Origin of the sequence: Alteribacter keqinensis, assembly GCF_003710255.1 — a bacterium.
In the GTDB taxonomy this organism is placed as follows: domain Bacteria; phylum Bacillota; class Bacilli; order Bacillales; family Salisediminibacteriaceae; genus Alteribacter; species Alteribacter keqinensis.
Map to the genome: position 1 here is coordinate 719,928 of NZ_RHIB01000001.1, position 14,056 is coordinate 733,983.

Below are 14,056 nucleotides of genomic sequence, written 5' to 3' on the forward strand. Positions count from 1 at the left end.
CGGGGCTCAGGTTGTACCAGCACGAGGAGGTTTGCGGCACTGCGTCAGTTAAGGAAGGCAAGCAGATATCTTAAGCAGGAAAATGCACAAAGAAAAAAATACAAAAAACGTATCAATCAGCGTCTGCCTTGATGTATATACAGGGTTTCAGTTACGATGATACAGGTATACATTGAAGATAAAGGAGATCATAATGAATAAAATTCGATTAATAGCTACAGATATGGACGGAACATTATTAAACAGTGAACGAAAAATTCCGCAGGCAAACATTGAGGCCATCCGCTATGCCGAATCACAAGGAGTGACAGTAGCCGTAGCTACGGGAAGGGACTTCACAGAAGCGGTGGAACCATTAAAAGAAGCAGGGCTCCGCCTGCCCCTCATTTGCGTAAATGGTGCGGAAATGAGAAACACAAACGGGGATATCTTATCACAGGTTCCTCTCGGCTATAAGCTTTATAACAAGATGGCTCCTATACTGAAGGAAGAGGATGTCTATTACGAAGTTTATACAACTAAAGGGTCATTTACAGCAGATCCGCAAAAAGGACTCGACATTGTTGTGAATATCATGATGAGTACAGGAGAATTCTCATCCTACGATGAAGTGATGCGGGTTGCCGAAGAGCGCTTTCAGGAAGGAGCAGTCAATGTCGTCAGAAATTACGAAGAAATTCTGACTGATGACGTGAAACTGTATAAACTTCTGGCTTTTTCAGAGAACAATGAGAACCGGTTAAGAGCAAAGGAACGGCTTTTGAATCTAGGGGACATTACTGTAAGTGCTTCTGCATCTGAAAACCTTGAGATTACCCACAGAAATGCAACCAAGGGGTTTGCTCTTAAAAACCTTGCCGAACGGCTTGAGGTTTCAATGGAGAACACGATGGCTATCGGTGATAATCTTAACGATCTCTCCATGCTCGAAATGGCAGGTACTGCTGTGGCTATGGAAAACGGAGAAGAGGAAGTAAAGGAGATAAGCCATTTCGTGACGTTACAAAATACAGAGAACGGTGTGGCAGAGGCTATTTACCGGGTGCTCGGAAAATAAACGTTCTATATAAAACCCCCGGAGGCTCAAATGAGCATCCGGGGGTTTTGAGTCAGGCAGCTTCTGCTTTGGAAACGCTTTTTGCGTTCTTTACCACCCGCAAGTCTTTCAGGTGATAGGAACCGAGAAAAGCACCGACAAGGACATAACCGAGAGCAAAGTCAACAGCCGCCCCAATCCCGATCTCAGGGGCATGCATAAGACCGAAGAAGCTGAGCACTGCAGCAGCGAAGGAAAATAAAGCCGCCCCTTTGAATCGGTGGTCGATGATACATACGGTTATGGACCCGAGTAAAATACCGGTAAACATAGCTCCTTCACCCAGTGGAACAATTCCTGGGGACAACTCATTTAAAACAGTTCCGGCTTCATTATTAAAACGGGTCATTAAGTAATTAGCAAAGTAGGGAAGCATGGCAATCGCAACAGCAGGATAATACTTCTGTTTGTTTTTCCCAAATGCAGTCGACACCATGGAAATACCTACGAATACAAGAATTGGTGCTACTACAGCGACAGGAATGATAGCAGATAAAGCGGCAATGATACCAAATGAAGCGGCGATAAAGAACACAGCTGCGTTTAGAATACTGTATCCTCTTCCTGCGTTCATCCACTTGGCGCCTACGGTGGCAATATAGACCGTTGTAGGAAACAAGCCGCCAAACAAAGCACCGAGCATTGTACCTGCTCCATCAACAGCCTGACACTCCGCTACATTATAGGAATCTCCTTCAGCCTTCATCGCTTCTACGTTATTCATGGTTTCAATGGCATTATAAATGGTGATAGGAAGTAATACAGCCAGTAGTGCAATCATGCCGCCAAATAAGTAAGCGAATCCTTCAAATACAGCAAGAGACGGAAGAATCGGATAAAAACCGAGATGAGATGCCCCTTCAGCTACAACACCCCATTCAGCGTAGCCTAATGAAAAGGCCAGACCGGTACCGACGACAACAGCAAAAAGTGAGGCGGGAATCTTAAATGGCAGACTTACCTTACCCACAATTCCCAGCAGAATGACCGCAAGAACAAACAGTCCGACTACCGGCATTTCCAACGTGTTAAACAGCATTTCACCGGCAATAAACGTAAGAGCCACACCGGCAAGGGCGCCGAGCATGGCGGCTCTTGGCAGTGTCCGCTGAAGCCATCTGCCGGTAAAGCTGGCGAGAACCTCAATCAGACCGCTGATAAAACAGGCAGCAAGTGCAATTTTCCATGCCAGCTCCGGATCCCCGGTAAAGGCGTTGGCTGGAAGTAAAACGCCAAACAAAAACACAAACATGACAGGTGTACTGATTCCATATGAGAGGGCTGTAACATTCGTCCTGCCTTCTTTCTGTGCCAGGCGGTTGGCCATATAAGCATAATAGAGATTACCGAATATTACGGCTACAGCAGCACCGGGAATCACTTTTCCAAAAACGAGTGAAGCAGGAAAACCCATGCCGAGCATGGTCACAGAGATAATGACGAAGTTAGCCAGGTTATTCTGAAATAAGGCAAAGAAAGCGTCAGTATCTTCTTTTTTGAACCATGGATAATTAACAGTTTGTTGCTTCATGGGACTCAGCCTCCTCATTTTTCACAAAAGTTACTTTATTTTCTGATAAGGAAGCAATACGTGCGAGGGATTCGACGCGCAGTCCCGCACCGGTAAGGAGCGTTCTTCCCGGCTGAAAAGATTTTTCAATTACAATGCCGACTCCGGCAATGGAGGCACCTGCATCCTGAACGATCGAGGCAAGGCCGAGGGCTGCCTGACCGTTTGCAAGGAAATCATCGATAATGAGTACGTTATCGGTTTTCGTCAGTTTGTCTTTTGAGACACTGATTGTCTGGTATTTCTCTTTTGTAAAGGAGTAAACATCAGCAGAATAAAGGTTATCCTGCATGGTGAGTGATTTTTGTTTTCGTGCAAAAACCAGAGGACATTTTAACTCAAGGGCTGTCATCAGAGAAGGGGCGATGCCCGATGATTCTATAGTAAGTATTTTTGTAATGCCTGCTTCTTCAAAGCGGGCAGCAAACTCCCGGCCGATTTCACTCATGAGTTCCGGATCAATCCCGTGGTTTAAAAACGCATCCACCTTAAGTACTCCATCAGACAGGACGACCCCTTGATCTTCGATGACTTGTTTTAACAGTTTCATTATGACTCCTCCTCATTAGTGGGTTATAAAGACAAAGGCTTTGTTAAACTCAGGTGTTGATTTCAGCTCGTTGCACTCCCTTTCTACGAGGTGCCGCGCATTCGCTGCAATCAACATTGTTATTAAATCAACAATGATCTTTAACACAGCAAAGACAAAAAAGCCCGGTGCATGCCTTACTTGTTTGTACAAGTGAAAGGCGCACCGGGCTGGGGCGTTTTAGCTGCTTCAAAATAGACACATAGCTATACGGAATTCCGGGTATAGTAAGGTAGTCCATTATCCAAGCTGACCTTTTCACTCGTAGTCAAACAATTTACGGTTGTTTGGTAGAGACTTGTGAGCCATATTCTCACCGTTATACGAGTATTTTTTTAACGAATGATCTGATTATAGCACAGCTTTTTCGAGAAAAAAACCTTTATTTCCGAACTTAATTATCACTTATCTTTTGTTTGTTCGTGTTTTGCTGTGATGGTAAGAGGTGGATGCGATAGGAACCGAGAAAAAACATTTTACAACACGGGTACTTATCGTTTAAACTATATCATTGCGTGGAACATGTACATACAAATGAAAAATCATGAAAGAAAGGTGATTCAAATGCTGAAGAAATTATTTGGTCTTGATAAGAAAGAGGAGAAAAAACCTGAGGTTCAAATGCCTGAAGCTGACGGGAAGGATGTTGTAGTCTCTCCGATTACAGGAAAAGCCGTATCTCTGTCCGAAGTACCTGACCCGACATTTGCAGAAAAAATGATGGGTGACGGAATTGCCATCCAGCCAAGCGAAGGTACGGTAGTTTCCCCGGTTCACGGTGAAATTGTTCAGCTATTCCCTACTAAGCATGCCGTAGGACTTCGTACAGTAAACGGTGTTGAAATTCTCATTCACATCGGAATTGAAACAGTAAATATGCAGGGGGAAGGTTTTGAAGCTTTCGTAAAAGAAGGGGATAAAGTAGCAGCCGGAGATAAGCTTATTACGTTTGATATGGACCTTGTAAACGAAAAGGCCGAAAGCACGATTACACCGATCATCATTACAAACGGCGATGCTGTCAGTGAACTGCAAAAAGAAGAGAACATTGATGTAACAAAAGGTGAAACATCGATCCTTACCATTACTGTTAAGTAAATACCATTAAAAAAACACCCTGCAATGAGGGTGTTTTTTTAATGGTGAAACTACCGGAAACTCGGATAAACATAAGGAGAATCCGGCTCATCAACTTCAGTCAGCTCGGCATTTGAAATGACCGGAAGACGGTATCCGTTGTACTCACCAGCTTCAATTGTCCCGTATGCATGAATCCAGGTGTCTTCTTCGATGTCTTTCGCTTCATCCGAGTCAATGAGTGTTCCATAAACTCCGGCGTCGGCTGTACAGCAGGTCATGGAAAAACGGGCTGCCACCAGCTGATTGTCATCAAAGTCAGGCTCACGGTAAGCAAAGCCGATCATTTCAATTTCCTTGCCGATGAATTTCTCTAAATGAACGTCCATAACTGTCATAATATCCAGGTAGTTCTCTTCTGTCACCGTGATCACATCTTCATGTTCAAGACGCTCTGCCAGCTCCACATAATACTGATCGAAGCCCTCCTGATCATAAAAATCTTCTATAGTATAATGTTCGTCAAGTTCATCGGTGTTTTCACCATCATCCTGACTGCCTTCCTCCAACTCTTCCATATAGGCATCAGGATCTTCAAGATAAGCTTCGGCCCGGCTCGGCTCACCTGATTCTTCTGCTTGATCAGAAGGGGGGGAAGCAGCTGAAACGGCAGGTGAATTCCCGCTTCCCAGAGTCATACCGCGGTTTTGAGCAGCAGAGCTGTCCAAGCTTCTGTCCGGAAGAACAAAACCAAGGAGAACAGGAAGGATAAAGACACTGTAAATAGCCAGTTTTACAAAAGGCGGACCTGGAATTTTATGGTCGTGCCCGCAACTGCAGGAAGCCCCATGCTCGTGATCGTGCTCTTTACGGGTACTTCGGAAAATTTGTATTGTACCAAGGAGAAAGAACGTCACAAGGGCAAAATAAACAAAGGGCATCATCTTGGGTGCAATATAATAAATGATGTTGCCGCTTATTGTAAGCCAGAGCATAAGCAGCGCAAAGCCGATTAAAATAATACCCTGGATGAAAGCATGAAATGAAGCATCATATTGTTTCATTAAATCTGAACCTCCACTTTACATATTAAAACCATTGATACCAGTTTGGCAGAATAAACTGATTTAGAAGAATAATGGCAGCAAATACTACGATCGTCACAATGATCATAAAGGCAATAACGAACTTCGCCCGGAAATAAGCGAACAGCATAAAGGTATTTTTTAAATCAAGCATCGGGCCATAAACCAGGAACCCGATTAGAGAGGCTGTGGTGAAGTTTTGACCGAATGAAGCAGCTACAAATGCGTCCGCTTCTGAACACAAGGATAAAAGATAGGCAAATCCCATCATGACAAGTACTGAAGAGTACTCGTTTGCACCGATTGTCTGCAGAACCTGGCGGTCAAGAAAGGTCTGAAACAAGGCTGCGATAAGTGCTCCGAGAATTAAGTATTTTCCCATCAGGAAAAACTCATCCACAGCATGATAAACGGTTTCTTTCACTCTGTTCATGAAACTCGGTTTCCCAGAATGATGGTTATGTACCACAGGTGAGTGGTCTTCCTGTTTCTTTGCACGAAGCTGGTAACTGTTGCGGAACAGCATGTAGAGAATCGCACCGATAATAATGGATAGAACAAATGCCAGGGACATTCTCGAAAGAAGTACCGGATGTGTCCAGTCTGATCCAAATGCAAAAAAGGTTGAAGCAAAAACGATCGGGTTCAAAATCGGTGCAGCAACAAGGAAAACGACGCCTACGTGAAGAGGCATTCCTTTTTTAACCAGTCTTGCCACAACCGGAACGATTGCACATTCACAAAGAGGGAAGATGGCGCCGAGAACAGCTGCCGGAAATAAAGCCCCCAGAGCATTTTTAGGAAGGTAACGCTTAATGGTTTCTTCTGATACATAAATCTGTATAAGGGCAGAAACGAAAACACCGAGTAAGATAAATGGGATTGCTTCTAAAACAATACTTAGAAAGATGGTATTTACATTGACCCACGCAGCCGGCAGATCTTGAATATACTGTGTATTACTGAGGCGGTCACTAAAGAGAAAGAGGAATAAAAAGAGAAGCAAAAGCCCCATTCCAATTAAATCCTTTCCCCAGGACCTTACCTGTTTTGGTTCCATATCCGACTCTCCTGTTCGATTATATGACTGGTAAAACAAATTATGAGAATAGTAAAACCAACACTGAGAATTATTCTAGCAGAGCCCTGTATGAAGGTAAATGGCTCTATTTAATTTTAATAGAAAAGAAACAAAGAGAGGGCGGCTCATAAGGTTGCATTCTACCTCATGAGTCACCCTCAGAATACGTTTTATTTTTATTCTACATCCATAACGGTTCCCGGATCCAACATGAAAAAGACAAGTGCTGCTACTACGAAACAATATACTGCAAAGTAAACCAGCTTGCTTCGTTTAATAAATTCGATCAGCCAAACAATGCCGATCCAGGAAAAAATGAACGTTATCACAAAGGATACGATAAGGGGCATGACCCCGATCTGATTAATAAAGCCCGTGGAAAGTTCGTCAAGGGCGAGAACACTTGAACCGAGAATTACAGGTATCGCCAATAAAAAGGAGTAACGGACAGCTGTTTCCCGTTTTAAACCAAGAAGCAAAGAGACTACTAAAGTCGATCCTGATCTGGATATACCCGGGATAACGGCAAGGGTTTGTCCGAGACCGACAATGATAGAATCGAGGAATGTCATATCCTTCTCAGAGCGGTTTCCGTATTTATGAAACCGTTCAATAAAGATCAGTGCAAAGCCCGTAACAGTCAGGGCGCCTGCAATAAAGGCGGGTGTTTTAATAGAATCGGCAACGAAATCAGAGAGAAAATATCCAAATCCCCCTGTAATAAATGTGGCAATGATAATATAAAGACCGAAGAAAAACGAAACGCGATTCTCTTCAGAGCGGTTACTCAGATAGCCGAAAAACCCTGTAATTACATTCCAAAGGTCTTTTCTGAAAAAAAGAATAACAGCCAGCACAGATGCAATGTGCAAGTAGATCTCAAATGCAAGCCCCGGGAATGTGTATCCGAACACAAGCTGGGTAATAACAATGTGTGCGGTGCTGGAAACAGGCAGAAATTCAGTAATTCCTTGAACAATACCGAAAATAATAGCTTCAACAATAGACATACAAGACTTCCCTCCATGAGTAAGTAAACACTGTTATTTATTCTAGCAGAAACCTGAGGTGTTGAGTACGTTTTTTCATGTGAAAGTACTATATAATAACACCGGACTTACCTCAGATGAAATGACGTACAGCAGAAATGGAAGCTGCTATCCCCTGCGGGTGGAAAGACCATTTAGAAACAGATGGGTCCATAAACCGGCTGCGGACACTTGAAGGTAAACCATAACCAGTTTTCACAGTACTTTTTACAAAACGGTTTTATTTTAGTACAGAGGAAGGAGGAAATCATTGAATTTTGTGTGAAAAAAGTCAGGGATATTTCGTTAATTTACAATTAACGCTATACTAAAGCAAGGATAGAAAAGGGGGATTGAGCAATGAAAGGAAAGCATCTTTCAAGCGTGCTGATTCTAACAGCTGCGATGCTCGTTGCTGCCTATGTGGTATATGATCACCGTTCAGATACACAAGGCAATGATCCTTTGGACGAATACCTGGAGAATGAAGGTATTGACGTTGCAGATGAAGGTGAAGTACCTGATTATGAAGAAGTTGATGAAACAGGTGTAAGGCCTGGAATGCTTCTTAAAGATATATCACTGCCGGTTTGGGATGAGGAAGAAAAAATGAGCATCTCAGACTTCAGAGGAGACTATGTAGTATTGAATATTTGGGCAACGTGGTGTCCCCCATGTCGTGAAGAAATGCCTGAACTCATTAAGTTTCAGGAAGATTATGGAGATGATGGTGTTCAGGTTGTTGGTATAAACAATACAACTCAGGAACCAAATGAAGAAACGGTCGGCAGGTTTATTGATGAATTTAATATTTCATTTCCTACCCTGATGGCGAGGAATAATGAAGTGACTCTCGATTATCAGGTAATTGCCATGCCTCTTACGTATATTCTCGATCCGGATGGACGGATTATTATTCGTCATACAGGCTATCTTGACTACGGGGTTTTGGAAGAGTTCCTGGGCGAAGCAAAAGAGAAATATGAAGAGAAGGGGGAAGCATCTGACTAGAGTAAACAGGTGTTGCTTTCTATGCAAAAATAGTTGAGGGCGGCTCTTAAGGTATTAATTCCTTCCTTATGAGCGCCCTCTTTTTATTTTCTGTGGTTTTCGTAATAACTCAATTTGGTTACTTCCTTAAGTTCTTCAATTGTCTGTCCTGTTAAATCAGCTTGTTTTGAAGCGAGCAGATTCTTTTTCAGCTGGCTGCTGTCAGACGCACCGGGTACGGTACAGGCTACTGTTTCCGCAGAAAGAACGTAGCGCAGGGCCACCTCATTTAATGGCATATCTTTCTCCTCTGCGATTTGTTCAAGCTTCCTTATAGTTTTGATAAGCTCGTCCTTTTCATAGGATAAATAGCCTTTTTCCGATATCTTATCGTTGTAGCGTGAAGTTAAGAGTCCTTTGGCCACAGGCCCCCTGGCAATAACAGAAACATCGTTTTCCTTAAGAAGAGAAAACCATTCTTCCGGACGTCTGTCTAGGAGACTGTACTGCATCATTACGCTTACGATGTTTGAACGGCTAAGGTACTCTTTAATCACATTGGGTCTGATGGATGAGATTCCGTAGTACCGGATGGTTCCTTCCCGGACTAATTCCTCAAAAGCTTCTATTGTCTCATCAATAGGGTCCTCAATCGTTCCTCCGTGTAATTGATACAGGTCAAGATAATCCGTTCCCAGCCGTTGGAGGCTTTTCTTGACAGCTTTTTTCAAGTGTTCTTTGGATGGATTCCATCTCCACCCGTCAATTCCTTCGCCCCATTCGTTCCCGCCTTTGGAAGCAAGGATAACGTTCTCCCGCTTTCCTTTAAGTGCTCTCCCAACGGATTCCTCGTTTGCTCCGAATTCATAGAGGTCTGCTGTGTCAAAATAATTGACACCTTTATCAATCGCTTCATGGATGATTCTTTCGTTTTCATTATCGTTACCGGAAAGGGACATACACCCAAACCCGATCTCTGTCACATATAGATCAGACAAGCCGATTCTGTTCGTTTTCACAGTTTATCCTCCTTCTGCGGTCATTCTGTTCTCTTTCTTTCTGGTATAGAATACCACACAAAACACCCTTTAAAACATCGGTCACTAACCTTGGTATGAACAGAAAACAGAGTGAATACGCTGATGTAAGGAGGGGGGAGCAGAATGCTTCGGATTGAGACAGTAACCGTTCTCGATGTGATTGAAGAGACGATGGATATTCAGAAACTAGCCGTAGACGGAGGGGGCGGCTATGCCATTTTATATGCAGCATTCTTTCCTTATGTATCAAAAGGTGACAAGGTTAAAATAAATGTCACGGCGAGTGACCTGAAGCTTGGTACAGGTGGTCTTGATATTGTATCGAGTATTGAAGAAAGAGTGTCCTTTTCAGTGGGTGATACCAGGGGGCACATAATTAAAGGGAGATACCTGCCCACTCAGCACAGTATGCTCACAGTGGAATCTCCTGAACAGAAAGATCAGTTTATCTTTTATGAAAAACTAAACCTGCATTGGAAGCCAATATTGCTTTGTGAACTTCACAGTATGCTTCCGGTTGTGCAGGCAATGTATCATCATGAAAAACAGGAAGGGAAGCTGGTTGCGGTTATCGACGATTCAGCGGCTCTTGCTTTACCCGTAAGCGGGCATCTGCAAAAGATAAAAGAGGATCGAAATGTAACGACAATATCTATCGGGCAGGCCTTTGGCGGGGATTTCGAGGCTATAAATCTTTTAACTGCCCTTCAATTTGCCATGCATCATTACCCTGAAGCGCTCATTGTCGTCACAGTAGGACCGGGGGTGGTTGGCTCGGGTACCCGATACGGGTTCAGCGGAATCAGAATGGCTGAGTGGGCCAACCTTATAGGGAAAAGTAAGGGTGTTCCAGTCTGGACACCTCGGCTTTCAGAAAGTGACAGGAGAGAAAGGCACCAGGGCCTGTCCCATCACACAAAGACGGCACTTATGGAATTCACTTATGCCAAAAGTGTGCTGCCGGTACCGGCCGGAGAATTGGCTGACCGGTACATAAAGGCAGATTGCAGGGAACTCAGCAGCGAGCCTCATATAAAGGTTGAGAGTATCTGTGAGAGAAAAGTGAAAGCACTGGTGGAAAAAGCGCTGGCAGAAGTATCGCAGATTCGGTCAATGGGCCGCTCATATGAAGAAGACAGGTTGTTTTTTACCGGCGTGGGAACGGCACTATATTGGATCCTTGAGAACGATCAGGGTTGGGAGTCCCTTTGGTAATCCATTGTTCAACTGTTTCATGCTGAGAAGAAAGCTTCTTCAGGTAGGCTTTTACCTGCCATACCTTACCGGCAACGACGAAACCATTTTCTTTCAAATATACATGCATGGTTTATCTCTCCTTTTTATGGCAACGTTAGTTTGGTATGCTTAACACTATGAAAAACTCTTAAAAAAGAGAACTGTAAAAGAAGGAGTGTGTATAGTGGGAGATCATTTGCAGGAAAAGACATTAAACAAAGAAAAGATATTTGAAGGCCGTATCATTGAACTTAGTGTTCATGATGTAGCTTTACCAAACGGGAAAGAGAGTAAACGTGAGATTATAAATCATCCTGGGGCTGTTGCGGTACTTGCTGTAACAAAAGAGAATAAACTTGTTCTTGTAAACCAGTTCCGCAAAGCCCTTGAAAAAACAATTGCGGAGATCCCAGCCGGAAAGCTTGAAGCCGGTGAAGATCCAAAGCAGTGTGCTTTTCGGGAGCTTGAAGAAGAAACCGGATATGCTGCAGAGTCAATGGAAAAGATTGCTTCATTTTATACTTCCCCTGGATTTGCCGATGAAATCGTTTATTTATATGAAGCCAAAGAGTTACAGTCAGGAGAAGTAAAAACGGATGAGGATGAGTTCGTTGAAAAGATTGAAGTTACTTTGGATGAGGCACTTGAGATGATAAAAACAGAGGCTGTTCATGATGCGAAGACAATTCTGGCCATTCAGCACTGGCTTTTGAAAAAGCAGGGTTAACACCTGTGTTGATTGACGCAGGTTTGCTGTATTCCAAGAGCGTGATCCAGAGAGTCTCCTGAAGGGCTGGAGCGGAAATCAACATACACATCCTCCTGCGATGTTCAAAACGAGCCTGATTCCTGATGTAAGTGTCCCTTATTTCATGTCATAGAGTGCAAAGTAGATTCATAGAGTAACAATGAGTCACTGAGCCGATGACACATTATGAAGGGGCGAATCAGATGAACCGGATGAAAGGCGGTTTTAGAAGAGCAATTCTGATCCATATCGAAGAGAATCGTTCCATTTATGTATTCTCCATCGTACTGCTTATGATGGGTGTGATTTTTGGAGCTGTAATTGTAAACAGTTTAACGACTGGACAGAAAAATGACCTGTTTACGTATTTGAGCCAGTTTTTCGGACAGGTTGAAAAGGGAGAGCTGGCATCATCTGAGGAAGCATTTACCCAGACGTTTGCCCATTACAGCAAATACCTGGGCTTAATGTGGTTTTTAGGATTGTCTGTTATCGGTTTGCCGATTATTCTCATTCTCCTTTTTCTAAAGGGACTTGTTATCGGTTTTACAGTTGGTTTTCTTGTAAGCCAGATGGGCTTTGACGGATTTATTCTGGCATTTGCGGCTATCTTCCCTCAAAACCTGATTCTCGTGCCTGTTTTTATTATCACAGCGACGGTATCAATTTCATTCAGCCTGAAGATTTGCAGACAGATTATAAGAAAAGGGTACGAACCTATATTTCAGCACTTTACAGCTTACTCACTTTTTTTATTGTTCACAGGGGCAGTCGTTACTCTGATGAGTGTTTATGAAGCCTATGTTTCCCCTGTACTTTTGAAGTCAGTTGTACAATGGCTTTTATAAGTTGCTGTATTAAAGGATATTGTTGTCTTAAAAAAGAGTTGATTTTGGAGCGAATGAGCGACGCTCCTGCGGGAAAAGCGAGTTCGGGGGGAGACCCCATAGCCGTCAAGTTTAGAAGGCTTGGCGGCTTCTTTGTTTTCTTACCAAAATTCTAAGATACACTCCAAAAGCTTACTGCTTGCTTATTAAACTGCTCATTTAGCCATGAGGTGATATACGGACACCTTCTTTCGATAACTTTCTAAATAAGTCATGAAGCGTATCGTTCCCCACAGAACATGTGTAAAAGCACTAAGATAAGAATGTAAAAGAGGATGTAGCCGGAATGTTCAAGACTCCTGCGGGAGCAATGAGCGTTTACATCACGAATAAGCTACGAGTTGCTTCGACGCAGAAAGCTGCGAAGCATAACTGGCAGAGGAAGAAGCAGTGGTGCTTCCTCTGCCGACGCCCCCGCGGAAAGCGAAGGGGATTCCGGCTACATCCTGACTTCTTCTGCTTCAAATTCTTAAATCCCTTAACTTGACGGCTATTGGGGGAGATCCCGAAAGCGCAATGAGACATATTAACTCATACTTACTAACAGAACAATATAAGTAAAAGGCGATAATTATTATTATTTAACAGTAACTCTAATTGTGAGTTTGTAACAATTCTTATTTGACACCTTTTTTTAGCCGGGAGTATAATAGAGTAGGAAACGGCAGATTAAAGGGGCGTTAAATATGGAGCAACGTATTGAACGAATAAAAAAACAACTGCACTCTCAAAGCTACAAGCTTACACCGCAGCGTGAAGCAACCGTAAGGGTTCTGCTTGAACATGAAGAGGATCACCTCAGTGCGGAGAATGTATATCTGCTTGTTAAAGAGAAGTCCCCTGAAATTGGTCTTGCTACGGTTTATCGAACCCTGGAATTACTGACTGAACTTAAAGTGGTGGACAAAATAAACTTTGGAGACGGAGTATCAAGATACGACCTTCGTAAAGAAGGGGCAACACATTTTCACCATCATCTCGTCTGTATTGACTGTGGGTCAGTGGATGAAATACAGGAAGACCTTCTGGGAGATGTGGAGAAAATAGTAGAACGCAGGTGGAACTTTGTGATCAAAGATCACCGGCTTACGTTTCACGGTATCTGCCACCGCTGTAACAGCAAAGGAAAACCCGAAAGTGAGTAAAAAAGCGTTAAAGCAACGAGCGTTGTGACTGCTTCTTCTGACAGGTTGTTACTGGAGCAGCTCAGACAGCCGTTGCTTTATTCTTTTTTACTGTTTCTGCTCTTAAATTGAATATACATAACAACATACCCAGTATAAAAAGTTCTCCTGCCGGCATATTCTTTTAACAGGCTCATTAACGAAGCCTGTTCTGTTGCAATTATTTGGAAACAGTTTAAGGGGAGAATGTGAGGTGTGTTGAAATGTCATTTATACGGTCACTGTGGGAAACGCTTTGTGTGTTTGTATTGTTTATGGGGTGCACGCTTATTTTTTACTATGGTATTATATGGGTGAGTGATGAGTACGAAAGGTACCATCGGTTTGATGAGCCAAAAGGAAGGGCAGTTAAAGTCATTGGTCAGGTTCAGGAAGATTCAATTTATAAAGAAGCACTGGACAGGCTGCGTATTTTTTATCTTCATGGAGAATAAATGAGAGGAGG

General features: G+C 43.1%; 15 protein-coding genes and 1 riboswitch. Of the genes, 8 read left to right on the forward strand and 7 right to left on the reverse strand.

The window, feature by feature from the left end; all coding sequences use genetic code 11:
* Positions 1-193: 193 nt before the first annotated feature.
* Complete coding sequence (locus EBO34_RS03560) at positions 194-1,057, forward strand: Cof-type HAD-IIB family hydrolase (protein WP_236785009.1); 864 nt, start codon at positions 194-196, stop codon at positions 1,055-1,057.
* A 52-nt stretch (positions 1,058-1,109) separates the two neighbouring features.
* On the opposite strand, the gene EBO34_RS03565 is transcribed toward EBO34_RS03560, so the two are convergent.
* Both EBO34_RS03565 and EBO34_RS03570 read right to left on the reverse strand, forming a co-directional pair.
* Complete coding sequence (locus tag EBO34_RS03565; RefSeq protein ID WP_122896565.1) at positions 1,110-2,627, reverse strand: NCS2 family permease; 1,518 nt, start codon at positions 2,625-2,627, stop codon at positions 1,110-1,112.
* Complete coding sequence (locus tag EBO34_RS03570; protein WP_122896566.1) at positions 2,608-3,216, reverse strand: xanthine phosphoribosyltransferase; 609 nt, start codon at positions 3,214-3,216, stop codon at positions 2,608-2,610. Before EBO34_RS03570 ends, EBO34_RS03565 begins: the two co-directional genes overlap by 20 nt.
* A 284-nt stretch (positions 3,217-3,500) precedes the next feature.
* Positions 3,501-3,602: riboswitch (purine riboswitch) on the reverse strand.
* Positions 3,603-3,819: 217 nt separating this feature from the next.
* On the opposite strand from EBO34_RS03570, the gene EBO34_RS03575 reads away from it, so the two are divergent.
* On the forward strand, positions 3,820-4,353 hold the full coding sequence (locus EBO34_RS03575; RefSeq protein ID WP_122896567.1) for a PTS sugar transporter subunit IIA: 534 nt from the start codon (positions 3,820-3,822) through the stop codon (positions 4,351-4,353).
* A gap of 50 nt (positions 4,354-4,403) precedes the next feature.
* On the opposite strand, the gene EBO34_RS03580 is transcribed toward EBO34_RS03575, so the two are convergent.
* The 3 genes from EBO34_RS03580 to EBO34_RS03590 all read right to left on the reverse strand — a co-directional run bounded on the left by EBO34_RS03580 (position 4,404) and on the right by EBO34_RS03590 (position 7,508).
* The gene (locus EBO34_RS03580; RefSeq protein ID WP_122896568.1) at positions 4,404-5,396 is read right to left on the reverse strand and encodes a TIGR03943 family putative permease subunit; all 993 of its coding nucleotides are present in this window, start codon (positions 5,394-5,396) and stop codon (positions 4,404-4,406) included.
* 25 nt (positions 5,397-5,421) lie between these two features.
* A complete protein-coding gene (locus EBO34_RS03585; protein WP_122896569.1) occupies positions 5,422-6,477 on the reverse strand; it encodes a permease in 1,056 nt (351 codons plus the stop codon).
* A 197-nt stretch (positions 6,478-6,674) separates the two neighbouring features.
* Positions 6,675-7,508 carry an undecaprenyl-diphosphate phosphatase gene (locus EBO34_RS03590; protein ID WP_122896570.1) on the reverse strand — a complete coding sequence of 278 codons (834 nt, stop codon included), beginning with the start codon at positions 7,506-7,508 and terminating at the stop codon, positions 6,675-6,677.
* A 378-nt stretch (positions 7,509-7,886) separates the two neighbouring features.
* Here EBO34_RS03590 and EBO34_RS03595 point away from each other — a divergent pair, with 378 nt between their 5' ends.
* Complete coding sequence (locus tag EBO34_RS03595; RefSeq protein WP_122896571.1) at positions 7,887-8,537, forward strand: TlpA disulfide reductase family protein; 651 nt, start codon at positions 7,887-7,889, stop codon at positions 8,535-8,537.
* Positions 8,538-8,620: 83 nt separating this feature from the next.
* On the opposite strand, the gene EBO34_RS03600 is transcribed toward EBO34_RS03595, so the two are convergent.
* On the reverse strand, positions 8,621-9,535 hold the full coding sequence (locus EBO34_RS03600; RefSeq protein ID WP_122896572.1) for an aldo/keto reductase: 915 nt from the start codon (positions 9,533-9,535) through the stop codon (positions 8,621-8,623).
* A 144-nt stretch (positions 9,536-9,679) separates the two neighbouring features.
* On the opposite strand from EBO34_RS03600, the gene EBO34_RS03605 reads away from it, so the two are divergent.
* Positions 9,680-10,771 (forward strand): DUF3866 family protein, encoded by a 1,092-nt coding sequence (locus EBO34_RS03605; RefSeq protein ID WP_122896573.1) that lies wholly within the window; start codon positions 9,680-9,682, stop codon positions 10,769-10,771.
* Here EBO34_RS03605 and mciZ read toward each other — a convergent pair.
* The gene (gene mciZ / locus EBO34_RS21185; protein ID WP_122896574.1) at positions 10,704-10,880 is read right to left on the reverse strand and encodes a Z-ring formation inhibitor MciZ; all 177 of its coding nucleotides are present in this window, start codon (positions 10,878-10,880) and stop codon (positions 10,704-10,706) included. The two genes, EBO34_RS03605 and mciZ, sit on opposite strands and share 68 nt — an antisense overlap.
* Before the next feature lie 96 nt (positions 10,881-10,976).
* Between mciZ and EBO34_RS03615 the strand changes: the two genes are divergently transcribed.
* From EBO34_RS03615 to EBO34_RS03630, 4 genes are all read left to right on the forward strand, one after another.
* Positions 10,977-11,519, forward strand: coding sequence for an NUDIX hydrolase (locus EBO34_RS03615; RefSeq protein WP_122896575.1), 543 nt, complete (start codon positions 10,977-10,979; stop codon positions 11,517-11,519).
* A 197-nt stretch (positions 11,520-11,716) separates the two neighbouring features.
* Positions 11,717-12,388, forward strand: a complete 672-nt coding sequence (gene spoIIM, locus EBO34_RS03620; protein WP_429699414.1) for a stage II sporulation protein M — start codon at positions 11,717-11,719, stop codon at positions 12,386-12,388.
* A gap of 725 nt (positions 12,389-13,113) precedes the next feature.
* The gene (gene fur / locus EBO34_RS03625; RefSeq protein WP_122896577.1) at positions 13,114-13,572 is read left to right on the forward strand and encodes a ferric iron uptake transcriptional regulator; all 459 of its coding nucleotides are present in this window, start codon (positions 13,114-13,116) and stop codon (positions 13,570-13,572) included.
* 242 nt (positions 13,573-13,814) lie between these two features.
* Complete coding sequence (locus EBO34_RS03630; RefSeq protein ID WP_122896578.1) at positions 13,815-14,045, forward strand: YqzK family protein; 231 nt, start codon at positions 13,815-13,817, stop codon at positions 14,043-14,045.
* Positions 14,046-14,056: the final 11 nt, after the last annotated feature.